Origin of the sequence: Kineosporia babensis, assembly GCF_021129305.1 — a bacterium.
In the GTDB taxonomy this organism is placed as follows: domain Bacteria; phylum Actinomycetota; class Actinomycetes; order Actinomycetales; family Kineosporiaceae; genus Kineosporia; species Kineosporia babensis.
The window spans coordinates 1-22,626 of record NZ_JAJOMB010000038.1 but is presented as its reverse complement, the minus strand read 5'-3'; the positions used below and the strand labels follow the sequence as shown (position 1 = coordinate 22,626).

Below are 22,626 nucleotides of genomic sequence, written 5' to 3'. Positions count from 1 at the left end.
CGGCAGACGGCCCGCGTCGCTGCGGTCCAACGCGCAGGACGTCCGCGAGTTCAGCGGTCACCTTCTCCGCCTTAACGAACAGTCCGTCGAATCCGTTGTTCCTGGTTCGCATCTAGCCTCCAGGTCCGGTCACTGGTTGCCGAGGTTCGGCAGGCGGACGGCGATCGCGCAGAGGGCTTCTGGGTCGCTGGCGTTCAGCTTCAGGATCAGGCGGCCGGTGTCGGTGATCTGAAAGGTGCCGGTGAGCGTTCCCTGGTCGAAGGTGACCCGGTATCCGCCTGCCTGGCTCTCGACGTTGCCCCCGCACATGCCCGCGATGTCGTCGGCCAGTTCCTGATTGACCCTTTTCGCGCAGATTACGCAGGCCGATCGGGCTTTCTGGTGGCCGAGATCGTCAGCGCCGTAGGCGGGTCGCAGGTGGCGGAGGATCTGGGTTGCGCTGTTCCAGACGCCGACGTTTGCGCTGAGGGTCAGGAACCGGTGCGGGCCCTTGTCAAGCCACGGGTGTACTCCGGTGACGGTCAGCGGTCCCTGCATGGGGGCCGAGTCGTACTGGAGGGAAACGATCTCCTGGCCGGCTCCGAAGAGGACGGCCGAGTTCGTGGTGATGCTTTCCTGGTCCAGATGCCAGCTGTCGTTGGACTGTTTGCTGAGCGCCCATTCGATCGAGGTCGCGTGCGAGCGGACTGCGTTGTGCAGTCGCCGGTTTCGCCGTCGCTGCTGCTGGGACGTGAGCGTTTCGGTCATGATCGGTGGTCCCTTCTCTGATTTTGGACGTGCGGGGTCGCCGGACGCCGTGGGCGCCCGGAGGTCGAGAGGAAGGTTCGGAAAAGAGCGGCCGTGCTACGTGGCGGCGGCGTCGTCCGTGTAGGGCTGGAAGTCGTTGCTGGAGTACCAGACGCCTTCGTGCCAGGTGCCGACGTCTTCGTGGATCAGGTAGCCCAGCCCGCCGAACGCGTCGTGGGTGAGGATCACCGCGGTGCAGTCCCTGGGGAGCCACCGCTCGAGGTCGACGCGGTTGCGGCGCCAGCTCAGAGGTTCGAAGGCTGGGATGAATTCCTCGGCTGCGATGCGGGCTTTCGAGCGCAGGTCGGTGCGTCGTTGGTGGACCTGGCGCGGCAGCGGTCCGTCCTGGGCGATGACGGTGTCGTGGTGGTGATCGATCGCGAACGGGTGACAGTTGTCCACGATCCCCCAGCCCTGGGTGGCTCTCAGGGAGTGAAAGAGGGCTGGCGCTCTGGGAAGCTCGCGGCGCAGGACCTCGAGGTCGCGCAGTAGGGACTGGTAGGCGAGTGCGCGGCGGATGATGATGCCCTCGGCGGCGGCCACGGCGAATCCGTGTCCGTCCGGATTGGTGTAGGAGCCGCGGCGGATGGCGCCTTCGTCCAGGACTGCGCCGGCGGGGAGGTAAGTCAGCAGGCTCATGCCGGTGGCTGCCCTGTGTCGGGTCCTGGGTCGATAGTGGTCATGGTTCCTCTTTCTGGTCGGGTCGGGCGTTCCGCAACGACGAAGGGCCACCCAGAACGCTGTGGGGTGGCCCTTCGTCGAGCGCGGAGGATCAGTTCTGGTCGTCTGCTGCCTGCTGGTGGGTCAGCTTCATGACGTAGGCGGCGAAGGTGCCGTCCTCGATGTGCGGGAGCGGTGGTGTGACAGTGAGGGCGTGGTCGTTGCGGATAGCCACCCAGTGCTGTCCGTCGTCGGAAAGGCTGACCAGGCAGAGGTCTCGCCAGTGGAACCCGCTGCCGGCAGGGATCGGGCCGGTCCGGATCTGCTCGGCCAGATCGTCGATTCCGGTGCAGCTGAGGATCTTGATCGGGTTCCGGGTATCCTCGCTGCCGGGCGGGTCCAGGAGTCCCTGGTCCTCGATCTGGGCCAGGTGCTCGAGCTGCCTCGTGGACATCGCGGGAACGACCCGCAGGAGCCTGCTCTGCTGTTCAGGTGAGCGGGCGGTGTAGGTGAGCATCCACTGGTAGGCGCCGAACCAGTCGTCGTCCTGGCCCAAGGAACGCCAGGGACCCTCGGCTTCGGTACTCTTGATTTGCATCTGCAGCCGTCCCGCGGGCATGAGCAGGTTCACCAGTTCTGCTGGGGCGGTGGTGATCATGCCGTCGCCGTTCAGTGCTCCGGTGACCAGAACGGGTCCGTGGAGCACCCCGCGTTCCCGGTGCATTCCGGGGTGGTGGTTCCAGGCCAGGACGGTGGCTCGCCGGTTCTGGGCGAGATGCTTGCGGGCCTCGGGATTGCGGGCGATGAGCAGTGCGTCTGGCCGGTCCAGAACCCACAGGTCGAGGGATCCGGAGAAGTCGCTCCCGTCCTTGCGCACCTCCGCGAGATCCATCAGCGTGATCGGCTGGTGCGGGCCGGCCGGGATGTGGATCCCCAGCCTCGTTTCGGCGCCGGACACTTGGTTCTCCATGGCTTCGTTCTCCTTGCTGTTGTGGTGTGCCGCGCCCGGCCTGGGCCTGACCAGGCCAGGCGCGGGCATGGAAAAGCGCCCCTCGGACGAGGAGCGCTGGATGTGGATGAGGGACGCTGAGCAGTCAGCCCCGGTCGACGGGCCGGACCCGGATGTCGTGGATTCTGTGGTTGTGCATGAGCATCCCGACCGCGAGGGTGTAGGCCTCGTGCCAGGACGTCCAGCCGTCGCTGGTGTCCAGCCAGATGCCGGGCCGATCGCGGTACTCGGCTTGGAGCTGGAAGTGCTGCGCCGAGACCAGTAACTGGCTCAGCTCGGCTGGGACGCTGCGGTTGCGGCCGCCCTCGGCGGGTCCAAGGATGACCGCGTCTGCGGCCACCTGGGTCTTTCCGCGTTCCGCGGGAGCGTGTGCCCAGGCCAGCAGGCGGGCGCGGTCGTTGGTCGGCAGCCCCTGTTCTGCACCCTCTTCGTTGATGTGCAGGGTTGCTTTCAGGGCCGGCAGCCCGATCGAGGCGCTCGTACCACGAACGAGTCTCTGCAGGGCGCGGATCTGCTGCCCTTCGAGAACCGTCAGCCGGACGGGGTCCGCCTTCTGCGCCGGGATGACGAGTGCTGCCACGCGCTCGTGCCACGCGTGGTGCAGTTCTGGCAGTGGTTGTGCCATGGGTCTTCTCCCTGGGTTGTCCGGTCGGTTCTGGGTCAGAGGTCTTCCAGCAGGATGGTCAGGGGTTCCTGGGTGTTCAGCAGGAACTCCAGGACGTCGGCGAGGGCCCCGAGGGCGATGAGTGGGCGCAGCGGGGTGAGCCGATGCGTGACGCCGTCGTGGATCAGCAGCCATTTCTCGTCCCCGTCGGCAAGATTCACCAGGCACAGGTCGAAGAAGGCGAAAGCGGTCCCGGCCGTCAGCGGTCCCTCGGTGATCGCGGTCGCCAGTTCGTCCGCCTCGTAGTGGCAGACGATGTCCTGCGCCGACAGGGGCTGGTTCAGATGCGGGTTGGCCAGAGTCGCCCACTGTTTCTTCAGTTCGGTGCTGGGCTCGGGCACGATCCGGAAGGTGAGCTTCCGTTGGGCCATGCGGTTCGCCTCGATCCCGGCGGCGGCCGTCGTGAACCAGTCGGGGCAGGCGAACGGGAGGTTGTCCCACCGGCTGTGCTCTTTCCTTGCCTTGACCTGCAGACGAAAGTTGCCGTCTTCCAACAGCATCTTCAGATGCTCCGAGTGGACGCTGCTGTACCGGCCTTCGACGGATGGTCCGAGCAGGACCGCCGCGCCGGTCAGGTGCGCTACCGCAGGAACATCCGGTTTACCGCTGGTCCACTCCAGCAGGATCGCGCGCTCGTTCACCCGTTGACCGGATGCCGGTGGCAGCTGGCGCTCGTTCACCACGAGAGTGGCCGGCAGCTGGCTCAGTTCCAGGCAGTGGACGGCTCCGCCCACCAGGTCCTTCAGCTTGCGGTGGGGGTCGCCGATGATGGTGACCTGCTGCATCGGCGCTCGCGGATCCGCCGGGATCACCAGCACCTTCAGGTCTGCCGTTTGCCGTGAAAGTTTCTGCGACATGCTGATCCTCCTGATCGACATCATGAAAAGAGCTCGCCGCCAGGATTGGGCGACGAGCTCGAGTGACCGTGCTCAGTTCTCCGGTGGTGAGACCGGTTCCTCCTTTCTGTTCACCCCTGGGGGACGTGGGTGCAGACGGCGAGAGTCAGCCGACAGTTGGCCGGGTGGCTCCCACGAGCGTGGACCGGCGGTGGTCCTCGACGCGCACGAGCGTGCCGCTGCGCGGCGCGTTGATCATGCGGTCACCGCCGATGTAGAGCCCGACGTGGGTGACGTTGCCGGGGCCGGTTCCGAAGAAGACCAGGTCTCCGGGACGTAGTTGTGTCACGGACACTCTCGGGCCGTGGTCGTACTGCTGCTGCGCGGTGCGCGGCAGGGTGATGCCGCCGGCCTGGTAGGCCGCCTTGGTCAGTCCCGAGCAGTCGAAACCTGACTCGCCAGCGTCTGGTCCGTCTCCACCCCACAGATACGGCTGGCCCAGGTGCCGGTTCGCGTAGGCGATCGCCCGCTGGACGGCTCCGGTGGCTGGAGCAGTGCTACACAGACGGTCGGCCCGACGGGCTTCTCCCCCGCTGCCCGAAGCCATGACCAGAACGGTCGCGGCTGCTTCGTGCCGGGCGTAGGCATCAGGATGGGCGGAATGCTGGACGCTCTGGGCTGCCTCGGTCAGGGACATCCGTTCGTCGGTGTAGGGGATGTCCTGCAGCCCCGGTTGCCCGCCCTGACCGCCGAGGTAGAACATCCGGGCTGCTTCGGCCGGCGTCATTCTGTCCTGGAGGGAGCCCCAGGCCGCCCGTTGCTGGAACAGACCGCGGGAGTCGGGCCCGGCGCTGTCGCCATGGGCGACGTTGCGCAGGCTCGACTCCTGGATGGCGGTGGCCACCGCGATGACCTGGCCCCACAGAGGTACCCCGAGTTCCCGTCCGGTGCGGACGATGATGCGCGCATTCGCCCGCTGCTCGGCGTCGAAACTGCCGGCCGCTGAAGGGCGGGCGGTTGCTCGGCCGGAAGGGCACCCCGCGTCTGATCCGGTGAGCAGGGCCCGGCCGATCAGGGAACCTGGGTCGTCGGCCGCAGCCGTGTACGCGCCTTGGACCAGGAGCGCGACGCCGATCATGGCGGCTACGAAGACCGTCACTCCGGCCAGGGCGAGCTTGCCGACGCTGTCACCCACGGCAGTTCCCGCTGCCCGGCCGCGACTGGTCACCGAGGAAACGCCGCGGCCCCTGCCGTCGCTCGTGACCGACAACCCCTACCCGCACCCGAGTCTGCCTTCCAGCGGTAGCCGCGGGCCGACGTCCCCCATTGGGTTCTCGAGGGTCATCGGCGCGTGAGGTAGTGGATGGCTGGGACCGCTTGCAGATGTACAGGGCTGCGTCGGCCGTGCGGGTCAGGTTCTCGGTGCTGCCCGCGTCGGTGTTCAGCGCCAGGCCGATGCTCGCCTCGATCTTCAGCAGGTGCTTGTCCACCTGGATGGTGGGCCCGACGACGTCGTCCAGAAGATCGTGGGCCTCTTCGGTGGGCCGATCGGTGGCGTCCCACCAGATCACCGCGAACTCGTCTCCGCCCATCCGGTACGCGCTGATCCGATGCCCGGCCGAGACGGCCTGCAGTCGCTGCGCGATCGTGCGCAGAACCTGGTCGCCGGCGTGGTGGCCGTAGCGGTCGTTGACCGGTTTGAACCCGTCCAGGTCCATGATTCCCAGCATGGCGATCGCCGCCCCGGATTCCTGCAGTGCCTCCATCAGCGCCCGGCGATTGCCCAGACCGGTCAGGGCATCACGGCGGGCCTCGTGTCGTGCGGCCTGTAACTGCCTACGCCAGCGCAGGAACACCACGATGTGCCAGAGCACCACGACCACCAGCAGGGTCCCGGTCATACCGTCCTCCCCCGACGTCGCGCTGCTGAAATTCTTTCGCTCACAAGCGCCTCCCCCTAGGAATGGAGGGCCGCGACTCCAGCCAGTAAAGCGCGGCCCTCCTCGACGCTAAAGGCACTCAGGCCATGGGAAAAGGACTGCGGTAGGCCTACAGTCGCCCTCCCATGAGCCCACGGTAGGGAACACCCGACGTGCGGGCGACGTCCCTACAGTGGGCTGATGCAGGGTGCTCAGTAGCGGCCGGCGCGCAGCTTCCTGCGGGTGGCGGACAGCAGCCGGGTGATCAGTTCGGTGAACTGGCCTTCCTCGACCAGGCCCGACAGGGGTGGGACGGGCACCCCGTAGCCGCGCCGGATCGCCAGCCAGTGCTCGCCGTCGTCGACCAGATTCAGCAGGCACAGGTCGCGCCAGTGAAATCCGTCGCCCGCCAGAAGGCTGCCGTCCCGGATCTGCTGGGCCAGGTCATCGATTCCGGTGCAGCTGAGAACCCTGATCGAGCCCTGCACCTGGGGGTTCTCGGACTCCTGCTGCAGCCTGCTGCGGGCGATCCCGCCGACGTCTTCCAGTTCGCCCTGGGACAGCGTCGGCACCAGCCGCACCCGCAGTTTCAGGGTGGTGCGGCTGGCCCGGTACAGGTACTGCAGCATCCACTCGTAGGCGGTGTACCAGTCGTCGTCGCTGCCGACGACCAGCCACGGCCCCTGCTGCGCGTCCTGGAACTGCATCTGCAGGCGGCCGTTGGGGATGATGGCGTTCACCAGCTGTTCGGGTGCCGCGCTCACGTCCCCGTCCACCTCCTGCGGACCCACGAGCAGCGCTGCGCCACCGACCTGCTGCCGCTGCCGGTACATGTCGCTGTTGTGGATCCAGGCCAGCACGGTGGCCCGGCGATTGAACTCCACCGCCTGCATCGCATCCACAGCATGCGTCACCAGCACGGCCTGCGGGTTCTCCAGAGCCCACCGGGTGGCGCCTGCTCGCCACGCCTTCTCATAGCCGTCGCCGACCTCGATCAGCTGGACCGGCTCGTGGATGCTGGCGGGAATGAGGATTCCTGTCCTGGGCTCGTTCTCGTTCCCTGACGACGGGATCGAACGCACCATGGTTTCTTCTCCTTCTGTTTCTCGTGGCCGCCGGGCCCGGTCTCGGCCGGTGGGCATGACAAGAGCGCCCCTCGGGTGAGGAGCGCTCTGACCGCCGGGCCGGGGCAGGCGGGAGTGACTCGTCACCGCATGGGTGGGTGACGAGTCCGTCCGTTTTCATGAACTTTTCAGGTGCTGCTGGACTCTCCTTTCACAGCCGTCGTCGCGGCTATTCAGCGATAGGGCGGATCGGACCCAGACCGGCGGTACCGAAGAGGTCTGCGAAGCGGACGTCTGCGTGCCGGGTGCGGCCCTCGCGGCGGGAGTGACACACGACCGCTACGGCGCACCTGATCCGGGCCTGCTCGTACGCGTTCACCGAGCGCAGCAGCTCGGCGAAGTGGGCCTTCGCTGCGTCCAGTTGTGCCTGGCGCAGCGCGTCCTGGCGTTCGGCCAGTTCGGAGCCGCGGCCGAGCCAGGAGTCGACGCCGGTGAAGGCGTTGCGTTGCTCGTCGTGCCTGACCATCTCGACCAGGAAACGTCGCCAGGCCGGGTAGGTCCGGATGACCTGCCACAGGCTCGGTGCGGTCAGGAAGAAGGTTCCCCAGCAGTGCAGCTGGTACGCCCAGCTGGTCCGTCGGCGCGCCTGCCGGTAGGTCAGCAGCGGCTGCGGTCGGGGTGCCACGATGTAGCTGTCGAGAATGGTCTCCACCTGGGAGTCCCAGACGGCCGAGGCCAGAATGATGTCCTGGTACTCGGGGTCCTTCTGGTTGGCCTGGGCCAGCATCTGGCGGGCCTTGGTCTTCGTGGTGGACATGGCTGTCCTCTGTGGTGTCGAAGGGTCGGATCGCCTCCGGGCGATCCGCTGACGAGTGATCGGTGCGGCGGTTCAGGGATGGGTCACGGATGTCTGGGCTCGACCAGCGATGTGGTGGATGACCGAGAATCCGGTGTGACGGTCCCTGACCTGGTGCTGTGCGAACCGACTCGCAGCCCCGCACGGGGGGAAATTTCTGAGTCAGGACGCTTTTCAAGGTGAAGGACCTATCCTGCGCACGCCCTCGCCGGCCGGCGCCAGACTCCCGAGGGATCCGGCAGGCCTACGGGAGGCCTACGGAAGGGTGCTTTACGCTGCGGTTTTGCCCTACGAGGGCTCGTGCAGCGGATCCTCGTCGGGACCGGCCGGGCCCGGATCGCAGATGGCGTACTCGGCCGGGAATCTCGAAGCCGGGGCGGTGAAGTCGGCCAGGGCGATGCGGGGCACATCCGGGCTGCCGGGCCCGGTCAGGGTGCGCCAGACCGGGCCGGCCGGGCCGTACGGATGCTCCTGGAGGTGTTCACGGCTGGTGGTCAGCACCTTGAGCCGGCTGTAGGCCTGGAGCGTCTCGTGCGACTGGTACGGATGCGCGCCGGACCAGGCCGAATTCCGGGCCTCGGCCGCGGTCTGGTGCAGGTGACGTTCGCGAGTGCTGGTGGGCACGACGATCAGCACGGGCCAGGCCGGGCCGAGGCTGTCGGCGATGATCTGGCGGTAGGCGGGGAATTTGGCGATCAGGCGGGGCAGTGGTTCGGTGCCGCGGTCGTACTCGAGGTAGAAGGGCACCTGCACGCCCGCAGTGGCCCAGACGCCGTGCCCATCGGGTCGCACCCGTTGGTCCATGGCCTTTGCGGTGTGTCGGGCTGACCACCAGCGGGCCAGCCGTGGGGGCTCGCCCGGGGAGTCCTGGGCGAGCAGCCGTGAGGCGGTGATGAGCGCGACGAAGAAGTCGTGGGCTCCGTCGGTGTGCTCGAGCTGGGTGCTGGCGGCGAGTCGTTCGCTGCGGGCTCGGGTCTGGCGGGCTGTGGGTTCGTCTTCTCCGGCGTTGAAGGCTGCCCATCGGCTGCCCCAGTCGTCCAGGACCCAGTGCACGGGCAGGGGGCGGCCGGAGCGCCGGGTGTGAAAGTTGGCGATCCAGCCCTGGCGGCGCAGACGTCCCAGACGCACCCGGGCGGCGGCCGGTGTGGCGAACAGCAAGGCCTGGATCTGGGGGCCGGTCAGGGTGCCGTGCTCGTGCAGCAGCCGCAGTAGGACATGGTCGCGCTCCCGCAGTCGCTGGGCCGCCGGAAGCCAGCTGCCCCGGCCCCGGCCCGGCCCAGACCGGGGCTGGCTCCGGGGCGCATGGGATGGGTCCCGGTCGGGCTGGCCTTCCGCGTTCACGGTTGATGGCCCAGCCGGTGGGTTACCCGCCGTGTCACGGTGAGCGGCCTGTGCCCTCTCCCCTCGTGGGGGAAGCTCCCCTTACAGGGAGATAGTCGCGGTGGCGGCACGGACCTCACCGTGCCGCAGCGGGGCCGTTGACCTGCGAGAACGGCCCTACAAGCGCGTTTGGCCCGGTGTGCGGGTTGATCTGGTGCGGCTCGGGCGGTGGTCGGGTGGTGCTCGCCTGGTGCGCACCTGCCCCCTGGGGCCTGCTGGTCACGGTGGGTGCTCGGCGAGCGCATCACGGGGTCTCGGTTTCGGAGGGCAGGTCTTCGGGGTCGGTGCTGGGTCCGGTCCTGCGGACGTGCTCGCGCACCTGCTGGCGGGTCGTGGCGCCGGGTGCCGGCATCGGGGTGGTGGTGAGGGTGAAGGCCGGCATCTGGCGGTTGCCGGCCATCAGCCGGGTGGCGGCGGTGAAGGCGCCCAGGTGGGAGAGGTCGTGCTCGTTCAGGGTGGGTGTCGTGTGCTCGGCGAGCTGGCGGGCGTCCTCGGGTGAGCAGGTGAAGTAGACCTTGTTGCGGGCGTTCGCGGACAGGCCGGACTGGACCTCTCTCGGTAGCTGGCTGAGGTTCTGGTGGGCCAGGACGAACGACACGTGGTAGGCGCGGGCCTCGGCGAGCATGTCGGTCACCGGTACCGACAGATTGAGGACGTTGTGGGACTCGTCGATGTAGACGGCGGCGTCCTTGCGTCGGGACTCCGGGACGCTCGCGCGGGCGGTGGCGGCCTGCCAGACCGCGGCCAGCAGCATCGAGCCCATCAGTTTCGAGGCGTCTTCCCCGAGTTGGCCCTTGGGGATGCGGACGATCAGGATGCCGCCGTCCAGGACCTGGCCCAGGTCGAACGTCGAGGTCTCGCGGCCGATCGTGGAGCGGACGAAGTCGCGCAGCAGGAAGGAGCGCATCCGGGCCAGGACGGGTCCGATCACCTGGGATCGCACAGCGGCCGGGGCCGAGTCGTACCACTCCCAGAAGCCGCCCAGGCCGGAGGCGTCGTTGAGGTCGGCGGTCAGGGGTGCTCGCACCTGCTTGTTGCTGAGCAGGGCGGGGACCATGCTCAGCCGGGCGCCGGGCCGGCGCATCAGGGTCAGGCAGGCCACGCGCATGGTGTCGTCCATCCTGGGGCCCCAGCTGGTGCCGAAGATGCCGGAGAAGATGGCGGTCAGGTTGTCGACCAGCAGGATCGCGTCTCCCCGGGCCGGTAGCTGCAGTGGGTTGAAACTGGCGGATCCGCTGGGCTGGTCGGGGTCGATCAGGGTGACCCGGGGGATTGCGTGGGTGGGGATCCGGTCCAGGACGTCGAGAGCCAGGTCGCCCTTGGGGTCGATGAGGACCACCCCACGCCCGGCGTTGATGTCGTTCATGATCATCTGGTTCATCAGGGTGCTCTTGCCGACTCCGGTCGCGCCGAGCACATGCAGGTGCTGGCGGCTGTCCGGTACCGAGAGTCCGACAGCCCGGCCGTCCACCAGGCTGTGTCCCAGGACTTTCACGTCCCGGCCTCCGCTGGGCAGGCCGATCGGCGCCGCGACGGTACGGGCCTGAGCACGGTCCAGGCCGGGCACGGCCAGGTCGGTCGGGAGCGCGGCCAGGGAGGCCAGTTCCGGTGTTCCCATCACGAATCCGCTGTCCATCCGCCGTTGTCCGAGGATCCGGGCCGGGTCCGGCAGGGGGCCGGCCCGCAGACCGTTGCGGTCGTCATGGACCATGAGCGCTGCGGCCAGGGCGTGGCAGCGCTGGTGCAGTCCGGCCTGGATCTTCTGCCGCCGCGCTTTCCGGGCCGCGGTCGAACTGGTCTTCTTCGGCTCGGCCACCGTGCGGATGACGCCCAGACGGATCCTGACCTCCCACAGCTGGCCGGTGCGGACCTTGTCCAGTCCTGGCCGCACGTCCTGGTCCTGCAGCGGGTTCGCCCCGGCCGAGCGCACCGGGCCGGACCCACCGGTGGACGAGCGGGTGCTCGGGCGGGAGCGGGGGCCGGCCGAGGGCCCGGTGAGCGTCGAAAAGATGGCCACCAGCATCTCCAGGGCGAAGTCCGCCGCTGCCAGGAACACGCGGACGGCGATGCGGCCGACACCAGCCGCCAGCCCACTGCTGCGCTGAGTTCTTCCGGTTTTCAGGCCGGCTGCTCCTGACCGGATGTGCCACACCCTCCGGCGCGAGAGCGGGCGGACCAGGATCTGCACGCAGGCGCTGTGGCCCGCGCCCAGGCCGGTGCCCTGTTCGATCAGGGCCCGGACCGGGTCCACCCCGTGATCGGTGCGGTGCCGGAAGGTGTACCAGCCTGCCATTTTCGCCGAGACCCATCGACCGGCCTCGAACAGTTCGAAGCCGGCCGGTGCCGACAGCGCACCGTCTTCGTCCACGAGGAGGCTGGCCTGGTCGCTCTGCCCGGCGCGGCTCGTGGACGCGGCCCGTGCCCCGTGACCTGCTGGCCCGGCCAGGACTGTGAGCGGGGTCCGGGCCGCGCGGACCTTGGTGGCTGCGCCGGGCCAGGCCGCCCGGATCGCGGCCACGATGGGGTCGCTCGGGAGGGTGCCGGGAACCCACACGACGTAGGTGAGTTCCTGCTCCTGCCAGCGCAGTTCGAAACCGATGTGGTCGGGGCCGTAGATCAGGCGACGCCAGCCGCTGCGCCGCAGCAGCCCGACGGCTTCGTCCCACCACAGCTTCACGCCGTCGGGGTCGACCTCGGCCGGGGGCAAGATGAGGATCTCTTTCGCGTCCTGCAGACGTCGGCGGTGCTGCCACCTGTGCCAGCGTTCGGCCAGCCGCAGTCCGAGCAGGACCAGCAGCGCCCCCAGCAGCCCGCAGAGCACGATCGGCAGGATCTGGTCCAGACCAATGCCAGGAAGGTTGCCCAGCCACTGCCCCAGCGCCTGGGGACCATCAACAAAAAGCGTCTCCATCGAGGTGGTCATGCGAGCTCCTCCGTTACGGCGAAAGCATTTGCGATGTCGCCCAGTTCGTCGGGCAGGGCGGCGGCGATGGCGTGCTCGGCGGGTGAGGCGACGATGTCCAGGGGCACCCGGGCCCCGGCCAGCAGCAGGGCCTGCCCACGGCCGGCGGTGACCAGGAACTGTGCCTCTCCCGGGCTCAGGGCACACGCGCGGGTGAGCGTCTGGATGGCCTGCGGTGCCTGGCGCAGCAGCAGCACGGTGGCCGCGTTGGCCAGGATCGTCTCCCCCAGATCGCTTCCCAGGACGTCGACCACGTCCGGGGTGATCAGGGTCAGGCCCGCCCGGCGCTTGCGGGCGGTCTTGGCCAGGCGGGCCAGGAACCGTGCTCCTGCGGGTTCGGACAGCAGGAGCGATGCCTCGTCCACCACCACCAGCTGCCGGTCGGGCCGGTTCTGGGTGGTGCGGCGGTCGATCGAGCGCCAGATCGCATCGATGGCCAGAAGCATCCCGACCGGACGTAGTTCCTCGGCCAGCAGCCGCGTCGTCCACACGGTCAGCTGATCCGATGCCGGTGCCTGGTCATCGTCAGAGTCGTCGTGAGGGTCGTGGTGTGCGTTGGGTCGTCCGAACAGTCCGCTGTACGAGCCCGTGACCCACGGCGAGAGCCGCTCGAGCAGACCAGCGGCGACCCCACGTTCGTTGGTGCTTTCTGGGTGGGCAAGCTGGTCGAGCAGGTCCTCGATCGTCGGTGCCCGACGGGTCCAGGTGCGCGGGTCCTGGGTGATCCCCGCGCGGGCGTAGGTGCCGATGACGGCCTGATCAAGAGCCGCCCGCTGGCTCGGGTCGAGCGGTTCGTCGAGCATGACGTCGACGAGGGTGTGCAGAAACAGGCAGCGGCGGGTCAGGGCGTCCGGGTCACCGGCCGGCAGGTGCATCGGGTTGATCCGCACCCCCGGTGCGCCGAGCTCGATCACCCGGCCGCCGACCTGCCGCGCCAGCTCGAGATACTCACGCTCCGGATCGATCACCGAGACCCGCACGCCGTTGTACAGCTCGCGCAGGATCCCGGTCTTGACCGCGTAGGACTTGCCCGCACCGGAGCGCGCCAGGACGACCGCGTTGTGGTTGTCCAGCGCCCACCGATCCCCGGTGACCACCGCCCCGGACACCCGGTTCAAACCCAGCAGAACCGGAAGCCCTGCTGTCCCGGCGAAGGCGCCTGCGTCGTCCTCCATTTCGCTCGGCAGTGGCGCGGGAAGGTCAGGGCCGGCGATCGGGCAGGCGGTGGCGAGTGCTTCGGTGTCCATGACCCGGCGCGTCACGCTGTGGTCGGCTCCGATCGGCAGGCTCGAGGTCCAGCCCTGCAGTTGCCGCCACGTCATCACGTGGGTCTGCAGCAGCATCGAGGCTGCATGGGCGCGCAGGTCTGCGACGTCGGTCTGCAGTTCGGCGCGGCTCGTGGCGTGCACGGTGATCAGGACGCTCGTGAGGAACAGCCGGGACTCGCCGCGAGCGACCTTGTCGGCCAGGCTTTCGGCGTCCTGGCTGACGGCCTCGGTCAGCGGGTCTTCCAGGCCGCCACGTTCGGCCCGCAGCCGCCGGGTCGACTCCATCCTGATTCTGCGCCGGCGCACGCGCGCAGCTGCTGAGGGCGCCGGGATCGGATCGGCGTGCACCACGACGTCGATCACGCCCGGCCAGACGGTCAGTGGTTCCAGCCAGGCCATGCCGACCTCGGGCGGGAATCCCGAGACGGCGATGGTGCTCGACCAGGTGCGTCCGGCCTGGACGTGGTCGGGAGCGACGTGCACGGTTGTGTCCTCTGCGTTCGTCTGAGTGCTGTTCTGGTGCCGTCGGGTCATGCCTCAGTCCCCCGATCGGTGCTCGGCTGGTTCTCGTCTTCTGCAGCCCACCGGGCTTGCCAGTCGGTCTCGTCGGTAAAGCCCCAGGCCTCGGTCAGTCCGTCGAGATCGGGCTCGGTGTCGTTGTTTTCCGCCGGTGAGGCCGGCAGGTGGCAGGCCGACCAGGTGGACGTCAGGACGTGCTGGACCTGGGCGCCGTCGAGGATCTCGGCGCGAACGCCGAGGGCCTCCAACTCCCCCACCGTGCGGGCCGCCCGGCTCAGTGCCTCGGCGCGGGCCCGGGCCGACACCATGACGTCTGACGCGCTGGAGCGCCGGTCGCGGTGGGTGATCTTCTGACGGAGGCGGGCCAGATTCTGCCGTGCCTGCTCAGGCCCGCTCCTGACCCCGCCACCGCAGGCGATCAGGACCGTGCGCTGCAAGGGCCGGTGCGCTTCGTAGGTGTCCAGCAGGGTTTCGGCGTGCTCCAGGGCGAGCGCGGCCAGGGCCGGGTTGGTGATCTCCAGGGCCCGCCGGGTCAGGGCGGTCGCCATCCCCGCCAGGTCCGCGGGCCGGTTGCGCACGACGATCTGCACCGGCCCCGACAGCGAGTTCAGCCACCGGGCCATCCCGGCGGCCAGGATCGCGTCGTCCTGATGGGTCGACAAGGCGGTCGTGATCGTGGTGCAGGCGACCAGGGCCGCATGCCGGCCGTCCGCGTGCACCAAGACCCCGTCGTCGGTGATCCCGGCCAGAGGGCCCACCAGAAACCGCCCGGAGACTTCGGTCTCGAGCCTGGGGGTGAGGTCCTCGGCCACGCTCATCTGGCGGGCGCTCAGCCGGTATCTGAGGGCGGCGACCAGCCAGCGATCCAGGCTCAGCCCGTCACGACGAGCCAGCACCAGCGCCAGCACACCGGCCAGGACGGGGATGCTGGCCCCCAGCAGCACCGGCGCCGGGACCTGACCGGCCAGGGCTCGCCAGACCAGCAGCACCGGAGAACCCAGCGCCACACAGGTCAAGACCTGGCCCGGGCTCAGACCGGCGATCAGCTGGTCGGCGCTGTCGAGGTCGGCGGGGATGCGCGCCCGGACCGGGTCGTCGCGCTCGTCAAGTCCGTGAACAGTCACGGCGCCTCCTGAAGGATGAAGGGGATGGCGGGTCGCCCGGGAACCGTTCTGCACGAGGGCTTCCGGGCGACCGGCCGGGCTTGCGCGATCAGTCGTTCTCGGCCGGGCGGGAGCGTGCTCGCCGTGTTCCGGCCAGGCGCACGGGCCGGTTGGCCTGGGCGGTGAAGGGCCGCAGAGGTCGCTGCGGCCGGCGGGGCTGAACGGGCTGGCCGTGACGGCGGGCAGCTGTCTGCCCGGTCGGGCCGCCGTTGACCGCACGCTGCGTCCGGCTCACCGTGGTGGGCCCACCAGGTGTGGCGGTACCCGAGCGCGTGACCGGACGCGGGTTCGAACGTGCGGCGTTCTGCGGACGGGGCCCGGCGTTTCCCGGTGCCGATACCCGGCTGCGAGACTGACCCGCGCGATCCCTGCGACGGACTGACAAGCGTCCGTTGTTGGCTCTGGAACTGCCACGTACGGACGGTGTGCTCACGGCGGTGGGGTTGCCCGCCGTACGTCCGGGTCGCGGTCGGGGAGCCAGCCGGGCACTGCCGCCCGGTTGTGGTTGTCCGGGCGCACGTTTGCGTCGTCCCAATAGCGTCAGCGCACCGGTGCGCTGCGAGGTCTTGTCATTGCCGGCGATGCGGGGCGACTGCTGACCGGGCTCACTCACCGACCGGCCGGCCAGTACGGCCCGGCGTTGCATCCGCTGACGCCGGACCAGCACGTCGGCATCCGTGGGAGTTCTGACCCTGGAGCGCTTCAGAACGCCTGGTCTCCATCCGGTGGCCGGCCGATCCTGCAGCCTGGAATCGTCTCCGGCCGTCCTCAGCGACTGCCGTCGCTGGAAGCGGTGCGACAGGCGGTCCTGAACCGCGCCCGCCAGGCTGTGCTGGCGGGATCCGGAGCGAAGACCGCGGTTGAGCAGCGAGTACCGCACGACGGTCCCGAACGTTCCCCGTCCGCGGGGCCCGACGGCCGCCGGGAAGACCTGCCGCACCGTCGCCGGCAGCCGGATCACCGCCAGCAGCAGACACAGAATGAGCAGCAGGGTGGTCACGGCATCGCTGCGGTCGGCCTCGGTGGCCCAGGACGGATCCAACTCGGGGGCCAGCAGCAACTGCATCCCGAACTGCAGCAGCGCAGCCTGCCCGACCACGGTGATCAGGATCGCGAACAGCGACCGCCACCACACCGTCGCGACCTCCTCCAGCCAGGGCAGGCCGTGGCAGGCCAGCGCCAGGGGGCCCAGGCCGGCCAGCATGGCCAGGCTCAGCAGCCGGGTCACCCAGCCGATCAGCAGCACCACGAGCAGCGCCAGGACGACGAACTGCAGGGCCAGCAGCAAGAACACCGTCTCCGGGGCCCTAGCGATCTGCTGCACCATCGCCTCAGAAGCGTCCAACCCGCTCAGGCCGAGCTCGCCCTGCGGCAGCAGCGCCCCGCTGAGGGCGTTGACCGCGACAATGCACTTCTCCACGATCCAGCCGGTGTAGTGAGCCGCCGTGAATCCCAGCACCGCCCGCTGCAGCAGCGCCTTGGCCGAGTACTCGCTCTGCAGCCCGCCGTGGGTCATCGTGACGATCCCGGCAACCGTGACCAGCACGACGTAGCTCACCTGGACGATCCCCAGGCTGCGCTCCATCACGTACCGGACCGGCCACTGTTCGGTGACCACCGGGATCTGCACCACGAAGGTGCTGACCAGCATCAGCAAATGCGGCAACGGCTCGAGTACGGCCCGCACGAAGTACTCGAGCACCTCCTGGACCAGCCAGTCCCCCATCAGCCGACCCCCAGGATGTCCTGAAGGATCGACATGATCTGCGGCGCCATCAACGCGACCACGAGACCACCACCGGCCGCAGCCAGCGACGACCGGGCCCGATCGACGTCACCGGGTTCACGCGCCAGCAGCCAGCGGATCCCGGCCAGCGTCCCGAAGAGCACCGCCAGACCCAGGCTCACCCCGCGCAGCCAGTTCGTGGCGTTCGCGATGACCTGCGGCAAGTCATCCGCCTGACCGGGAGCCTCGTCCGGCGGCTCCACCACCGACCGCCGCAGTCCCGTCCCGACCGTCATGGCTGACACCGGCGCCGGGGCCATGACCGGCGCAGAAGCCTCCGCCGGTCTCGACCATGACCGGGCCGCAGCCGCGATGACGGACGGTTCCGTCATCTGACCTGCCGCAATCACCGCCCTCAGGCCGACCTCCGTGCTGACGGGTCTCGTCATGGTTCGCTCGCGCGACGGCTCGGATGACACCGTGATGAACGAGCAGCGCGTCATCGCGCAGGTCGCCGCCGCCAAGAGCGTCACCGCGCCCACCAGCGCCAGCTCCAGAACCACCAGGACGATCACCGCGCCCGCCACCACCCGCCATCCCGACAGCCGTCGTCCCGGCGCCACCGGACTCGTGTGGTCCTGACGAGGCCTGTCAGCCGCGTGCTTGCTGATCCCCGTCCCGTGCCGGGCACCCTCACGCCGGACGCCCGGACCGCGGGGATGACCCGCCAGCCGGGCCCGTCGGTGCACCGGCCCCGGGCTCTGTGACCAGCGCCGCCGAGCAGCCGCCCGCGACCGTCCCCGCCTGGCCCGAACCCGGCGCGCACGCGAGCGCCGATGCAGGACGACCCGCCAATAGTTGTCAGGCAGGTGGTTCCTGCGACTGCGCTTACGACGCCGCTTCTGCTCCCGCTCCTCGGTGTCGTGACGCGACTGCCGGGCGAGCGCCTCGTAGCTGGTCGCAGATGTTGGTGCTGCTTCTTCATCGGGCATCAGGAAACCTCCGCCATGGCCGAACCACGGCTGGGTCGTGAGTGGCCGCCCCGCCGCCAGCCACAGCACGGCGGAGCCTGGACGAGACCCGAAAACGGCCTCACCTAGATACGGCCTCCCAGACCGCCCCGATCATCCGTCCCGGCCGCCCTTCCGGAGGCCTCCTGTAGGCCTACAGAAGGCCTGCTCTCAGGGCTGTGACCAGCGCACTCTCGGCTCGGCGGCGCCTGGACGCCAGGCTCTTGACCGAGAGCTGCGCGCCCTCCAGCCGGAGCGGGCTGCCCTCCAGACGGGTCCGGGCGATCAGGGCAGCATCGCGAGCACTGATCAGCCCCATCCGCACCGCCCGCAGGAGAACCAGCTCAGGATGACCCGTTTCCGCAGCGGCAGGCTCCAGGCCCTCCGGCCACGGAGTCAGACGCAGGCCGATCGGATCAACATCCAACTCCCGCCACACATGACGCACCGCCGCGGCCAGCAGCCGCGAACACACATTCACCTCCGCCCGCGTCTGCAGCAGCGCCTCCCAGAACCCCAGCAGCAGTTCGCTGTCGACGTCCTGCGCCGTCACCCCCGAGACCTTCGCCAGCGCCCGGCGCAACCCCCGAGCCCGCGCAGCCAACCCCGGCAACGCCAGCCACGCACACGGCAGGGCCCACACTTCGCGCTCGCGCTGAGCCAGGCCGGCCAACACCACCCAGACCGCATCCCTGACCTTCTCGTCCGTCCCACGCTCCAACAGCAGCACCCGAAGCTCCGGCAGCGTGTACACCTCGCACGGCAGCCGCAGCCCCGACCCGTGCGCGTCGAACACCGGGAACTCGGCAGTCACGGCACGCTCGACCACCCTGAGCGCACTCCCCCGCCCGAGCCGAAACGCCTGAACGCTTTCTGGGTTCCACGGTCGCGACCGGGCAGACGTTGCGGCTGCACGGTTCGTCTCAGTCCGAACAGACATGGGCACTCCTGCATCACGACGGAACCGAACGGGAGCCCCCGCCGGCACCACCCATTGCTGCACGAAGAACCCTGCAGAAGAACAGATTCGGACGCCTACCGTAGGCCCACCGTGGGCCTACAGTAGGGCTGCTGACCTGCAGAGAAACAGAGCTCGCGACGTCAATCGCCACCGTCCTTGCGCACCTGCACCACGAGGTGGCCTACCCCAACGACGTCGCCCGCATGGCCGGCCGACGACACCCCTTCGACCGGCGGGCGAGGCTGAACCGACCGACTGCCTGAACTGTTCGCATGCTCCGTTGTCCAGCAACCGATCTCAACGGAACCGTCCAACGCGGTCCTGGGTGATGTCCGGGACTGGACGGTGGAGCATCTGGGTGATGAGCGGGCCATTCTGGTGGTCGATGAGACCGGGGATCTGAAGAAGGGCGTTCACACGGTTGGGGTGCAGCGCCAGCACACCGGGACCGCCGGACGGATCGAGAACGCCCAGGTCACGGTCTATCTCGCCTACGCCTCTGAGCGTGGTCACGCGCTGATGGACCGGGAGCTGTATCTACCGAAGGCCTGGACCGAAGACCCCGAGCAGATGGAGGCCGCGGGCGTCCCCGCCGGCACCGCGTTCGCGACGAAACCCGCGCTGGCCCGGCAAATGATCGAACGCACGATCGAGGCCGGCGTCCCGGCGGATTGGGCGACGGGCGATGAGGTCTACGGCCAGGACCCTGCTCTGCGCGCAGCACTGCAACGGCTGGGGCTCGGATACATGCTGGCGGTCGCGAAGGACCACCAGATCCGCACCGGGATCGGCCTACGCCGCGCCATCGATCTGGCCGTCCGCCTCCCGGCGGCGACCTGGCAGCGTCTCTCGGCCGGGCAGGGAGCTCACGGCCACCGCTGGTACGACTGGGCACTCATCGACACCATTGATGAGGAAACCGCTGCGCTCCACGATGATTCCCAGGAGTCGCCGCCCACCGCACCTTCGGTCCGGCACTGGTCGCTGATCCGGCGCAACCGCGGCACCGGTGAGTACGCGTTCTATCGCGCCTACTCGCCCGAGCCGGTCCCACTGCGAACGCTGGTGCTCGTCGCGGGACGCCGCTGGACGATCGAGGAGTCCTTCGCCGCCGGCAAGGAACTGACCGGCCTGGACGAGCACCAGGTCAGAAGCTGGACCTCCTGGCGGCGCTGGAGCGCTCTGGCCATCCTGGCCCATGCCTTCCTTTCCGTCACCGCCGCAACCCAGAATCCGCCAGCCACGACCCAGCCCGACACCACCACCGAATCGATGAAGCCTCTGATCGCTTTGACCCGCAACGAGATCCGCCGCCTCCTCACCTCAGCGACCACCGTCCTGAAGTTCGCCCGGCATGCCCTGCACTGGTCATCCTGGCGCCGCCGACACCAAGCCATCGCCCGCACCAGCCACTACAAGAAAACAGACCGAAATCGACAATCAGTAACGAAGCGTCACTGCAGTACTAGCCGCGAGGCACGTCCGACATGGCAGCATGCGCGCATGAACGCGACCGAGAGCCTGCGCCGTTTTGGCTTCCACCCAGCACCCGGCGACCTGCAGCAGATCCGCGAGCTGCTCCAGGAACAGAGTGAACTGAACGACGAGCAGGACACGATCCTGATGCGGGTGCTCAGTCTTCAGCTCTTCAACGCCGCCAACGCCCCGGACATACTGGCGATCTGGCGGGCCAAGGCGTCGAGCTTTGACGCATATTCGGCAATCGACGTCCAGTTGCTCTGCGGCCCTGGCCTGGAAGCGACGCATGCCTACCTAACGCAGGAGGGTTCCCCCCATGCCCTCGATGCTCGCCAGTACCTTGACGAGTGCATCGCCACCGGAGACTTCGAGGATTTCTCGCCGGACCGGTATGGCCGCATGCTGAATGCGTCTTTCGCGTAAGCCCACATTCTGCGTGGAATGGGTCCGGCGGTCATAAGTCCAGCCCGCCGGACCCAGCACTAGTTACCCTGGCGCGGCCACCACCTGGCCATCTCCCAAACCTGCAGCATAAGACAAGCCGAAATAGACATTTATAACGAAGTGTCACTGCAGTACTAACACCCGATTAGTTCTATCTTTCTTCGGAACGCAACAAATCCGAGACGATTCGTTCCCGATCGACTCGTACAGCGAAACCGACAGAATCCCCGGCCCAGCACCTCAGGGGTTCCGCTCAATTTCCATATCCTGAAGGCCGCGTGGCAGGTGGCCAGTTCTCTCTTGACAGACCTGACATAGTGCTGAACATGCATGGAGGACTGGAGTGGACGGACTACCCGATGAATGTTTCAGTCAGCGCTGTTCCTGGAACGCCCCTAGATGAGCTAATTTCGTGGCAGATATTTTCAGAGACGTGGCAGCCGATAGCGGTGGAAAGTTTGCCTGCTATTGCTTTTGGCCAGGTCGAGCCTCCAGTCGGCGATCATCACATCGTTCTTCATGAACGACCGCAAGGGACGCTCATCTGGGAACCCCAGCGTTCGGAACTTGCCTACGAAAGTAGCATCGGCCAATTGGCTAAGGATCAGAAAAGGCTCATGGGGTCGGTGGTGGGAAACGAAGGCATCGGGGCATCTTTTGCTGTGGCAGATGCGCAGGGATTGGCCGTGGCGGCGTCGAATATCACGCAAGATGAAGTTCGGGGCCATGCCGCGAATGCGTACCGTGCGCAATTTCATGAGTTCGATGTACATCCTGGCGATCTTAACTTCATGCGATGCGTTAATTTCGTTTCCTCGGTGGTTGGACTAGAAATCCTTGCACCACAACTCTGCCCACCCGGTGAAAGATTGCTTTTTGGCTCGTTAGCTACTCATCGTCAGTAGACCGATGGGTGGGTGAAGCCATGGCTTCACCCACCCATCAGTCGGCTATCCTACGCCACTACCTGGACTCGGTACTCTTCGTAATCCATGACTCGGTTAGCGACCGCCCAGCGCCCTAGATCTCCTCCGACCTTCGAGTTCTTGGCTCCCTCGACGTGCCCTCTGGTGCATGGACTTGTCCCTTGCTTAATCACGTCGACCTGATAGACGCCGTCAACTGCGTGCGGCCAAATTTCCCAGCAGGTCGATGGGTCGATACCCAGAGCACCAGCACTCTCCTTGGTGGCGGCGAATGGATACTCGTCACACGAGTCTGTGGTGTGTCCGTATTTCGCGGAGTCTCGCACGAAGGTGCTGTTGCATGTCCTGGTGCGGTTGGTGTTCTGCTGGCCGGCATCACCTTCACGGCGCAAAAGACTGGTCGTGAGACCGGGGACGTTATTTTTACTCCAGAGAATCCCCCACGCTGCTTGGTCGATTGTCGTATCAGATACCGAAAGCACGAAGTCGACTCGGACTGCCGGCACGACGCATCCGGTTGTCCCACCAATGGCATTGTCGCATCGAATGGTTGGGATACTGCGGGGTGATGGCTGATTCGGAAAAGTAGTCTGCCCAGCCGTGTCCAAATATTTAGCTTGTTCAGCAATCACCAGGTTGCGCTGCTCGCCAACGTCAGGCGAGAAGTAGACCGAGAAGGAGGTGGTGTTGTCGAAGGTGCCGGTACTGCTGATGGGAATTGAGTAAGCGGTCCCATTCGTTCGACAACCGGAGCAGGCGAAGGAAAACTCCAGTCTTAGCGTCGCTGGAATGTTCCCCACCTTGTTCGACAGAACGGTGCGATGATGAACCACAATCTCGCCCGAGTTGGCCGACAGCTCGTATTCGATGACCTGATTCACCATGATGCTTCCGGGTGCGGACTGGCCGGTTCCGGTACCGCGGTAATTGAAGGTGGACTGGCTAGCAACACCACAGAGCTTGAACCGTGTCCCCGTCCAGCCAGGACTTTGTT

Annotated in this window: 18 protein-coding genes and 1 pseudogene; 2 read left to right on the top strand and 17 right to left on the bottom strand. The window is 67.7% G+C overall.

The genetic code is table 11. The annotated features are described in order from the left end of the window. Window positions 1-129: 129 nt before the first annotated feature. From LR394_RS39430 to LR394_RS39355, 16 genes are all read right to left on the bottom strand, one after another. Entirely contained in the window at window positions 130-747 is a 618-nt protein-coding gene (locus LR394_RS39430) for a hypothetical protein (RefSeq protein ID WP_231449837.1), read from the bottom strand. Between the two features lie 96 nt (window positions 748-843). Next, window positions 844-1,425: a class II glutamine amidotransferase domain-containing protein gene (locus tag LR394_RS39425; RefSeq protein ID WP_231449836.1), complete on the bottom strand. Its 582-nt coding sequence runs from the start codon at window positions 1,423-1,425 to the stop codon at window positions 844-846. A gap of 133 nt (window positions 1,426-1,558) precedes the next feature. Then, window positions 1,559-2,416: a hypothetical protein gene (locus LR394_RS39420; RefSeq protein WP_231449835.1), complete on the bottom strand. Its 858-nt coding sequence runs from the start codon at window positions 2,414-2,416 to the stop codon at window positions 1,559-1,561. Between the two features lie 124 nt (window positions 2,417-2,540). Then, window positions 2,541-3,080, bottom strand: coding sequence for a DUF3846 domain-containing protein (locus LR394_RS39415; RefSeq protein ID WP_231449834.1), 540 nt, complete (start codon window positions 3,078-3,080; stop codon window positions 2,541-2,543). 35 nt (window positions 3,081-3,115) lie between these two features. Beyond that, window positions 3,116-3,976, bottom strand: coding sequence for a hypothetical protein (locus LR394_RS39410; protein ID WP_231449833.1), 861 nt, complete (start codon window positions 3,974-3,976; stop codon window positions 3,116-3,118). A gap of 145 nt (window positions 3,977-4,121) precedes the next feature. Next, window positions 4,122-5,150 carry a C40 family peptidase gene (locus LR394_RS43505; RefSeq protein ID WP_231449832.1) on the bottom strand — a complete coding sequence of 343 codons (1,029 nt, stop codon included), beginning with the start codon at window positions 5,148-5,150 and terminating at the stop codon, window positions 4,122-4,124. Then, entirely contained in the window at window positions 5,143-5,856 is a 714-nt protein-coding gene (locus LR394_RS39400; protein WP_231449831.1) for a GGDEF domain-containing protein, read from the bottom strand. The genes LR394_RS43505 and LR394_RS39400 overlap by 8 nt, the downstream gene beginning before the upstream one ends. Window positions 5,857-6,086: 230 nt before the next feature. Continuing rightward, window positions 6,087-6,959: a hypothetical protein gene (locus LR394_RS39395; RefSeq protein WP_231449830.1), complete on the bottom strand. Its 873-nt coding sequence runs from the start codon at window positions 6,957-6,959 to the stop codon at window positions 6,087-6,089. Window positions 6,960-7,167: 208 nt separating this feature from the next. Further along, entirely contained in the window at window positions 7,168-7,755 is a 588-nt protein-coding gene (locus tag LR394_RS39390) for a hypothetical protein (protein WP_231449829.1), read from the bottom strand. A 327-nt stretch (window positions 7,756-8,082) separates the two neighbouring features. Beyond that, window positions 8,083-9,135: a replication-relaxation family protein gene (locus LR394_RS39385; protein ID WP_231449828.1), complete on the bottom strand. Its 1,053-nt coding sequence runs from the start codon at window positions 9,133-9,135 to the stop codon at window positions 8,083-8,085. 283 nt (window positions 9,136-9,418) lie between these two features. Next, window positions 9,419-12,097, bottom strand: coding sequence for a type IV secretory system conjugative DNA transfer family protein (locus LR394_RS39380; RefSeq protein ID WP_231449827.1), 2,679 nt, complete (start codon window positions 12,095-12,097; stop codon window positions 9,419-9,421). Continuing rightward, a complete protein-coding gene (locus tag LR394_RS39375) occupies window positions 12,094-13,887 on the bottom strand; it encodes a VirB4 family type IV secretion system protein (protein WP_231449826.1) in 1,794 nt (597 codons plus the stop codon). Before LR394_RS39375 ends, LR394_RS39380 begins: the two co-directional genes overlap by 4 nt. Window positions 13,888-13,934: 47 nt before the next feature. After that, on the bottom strand, window positions 13,935-15,047 hold the full coding sequence (locus LR394_RS39370; protein WP_231449825.1) for a PrgI family protein: 1,113 nt from the start codon (window positions 15,045-15,047) through the stop codon (window positions 13,935-13,937). Between the two features lie 88 nt (window positions 15,048-15,135). Continuing rightward, on the bottom strand, window positions 15,136-16,812 hold the full coding sequence (locus tag LR394_RS39365; RefSeq protein ID WP_231449824.1) for a type IV secretion system protein: 1,677 nt from the start codon (window positions 16,810-16,812) through the stop codon (window positions 15,136-15,138). Continuing rightward, on the bottom strand, window positions 16,812-17,402 hold the full coding sequence (locus LR394_RS43500) for a pilin (protein WP_231449823.1): 591 nt from the start codon (window positions 17,400-17,402) through the stop codon (window positions 16,812-16,814). Before LR394_RS43500 ends, LR394_RS39365 begins: the two co-directional genes overlap by 1 nt. 574 nt (window positions 17,403-17,976) lie before the next feature. Further along, window positions 17,977-18,636, bottom strand: a complete 660-nt coding sequence (locus tag LR394_RS39355) for a hypothetical protein (RefSeq protein ID WP_231449822.1) — start codon at window positions 18,634-18,636, stop codon at window positions 17,977-17,979. A gap of 456 nt (window positions 18,637-19,092) precedes the next feature. Between LR394_RS39355 and LR394_RS39350 the strand changes: the two are divergent. Both LR394_RS39350 and LR394_RS39345 read left to right on the top strand, forming a co-directional pair. After that, window positions 19,093-20,223, top strand: a pseudogene (locus tag LR394_RS39350) (IS701 family transposase); the annotation flags it as partial. A gap of 809 nt (window positions 20,224-21,032) precedes the next feature. Then, window positions 21,033-21,611 carry a hypothetical protein gene (locus LR394_RS39345; protein ID WP_231449820.1) on the top strand — a complete coding sequence of 193 codons (579 nt, stop codon included), beginning with the start codon at window positions 21,033-21,035 and terminating at the stop codon, window positions 21,609-21,611. A 50-nt stretch (window positions 21,612-21,661) separates the two neighbouring features. Here the strand turns inward: LR394_RS39345 and LR394_RS39340 are convergent. Next, the coding region (locus tag LR394_RS39340; protein WP_231449819.1) for a NucA/NucB deoxyribonuclease domain-containing protein at window positions 21,662-22,626 on the bottom strand (965 nt) is incomplete at its 5' end.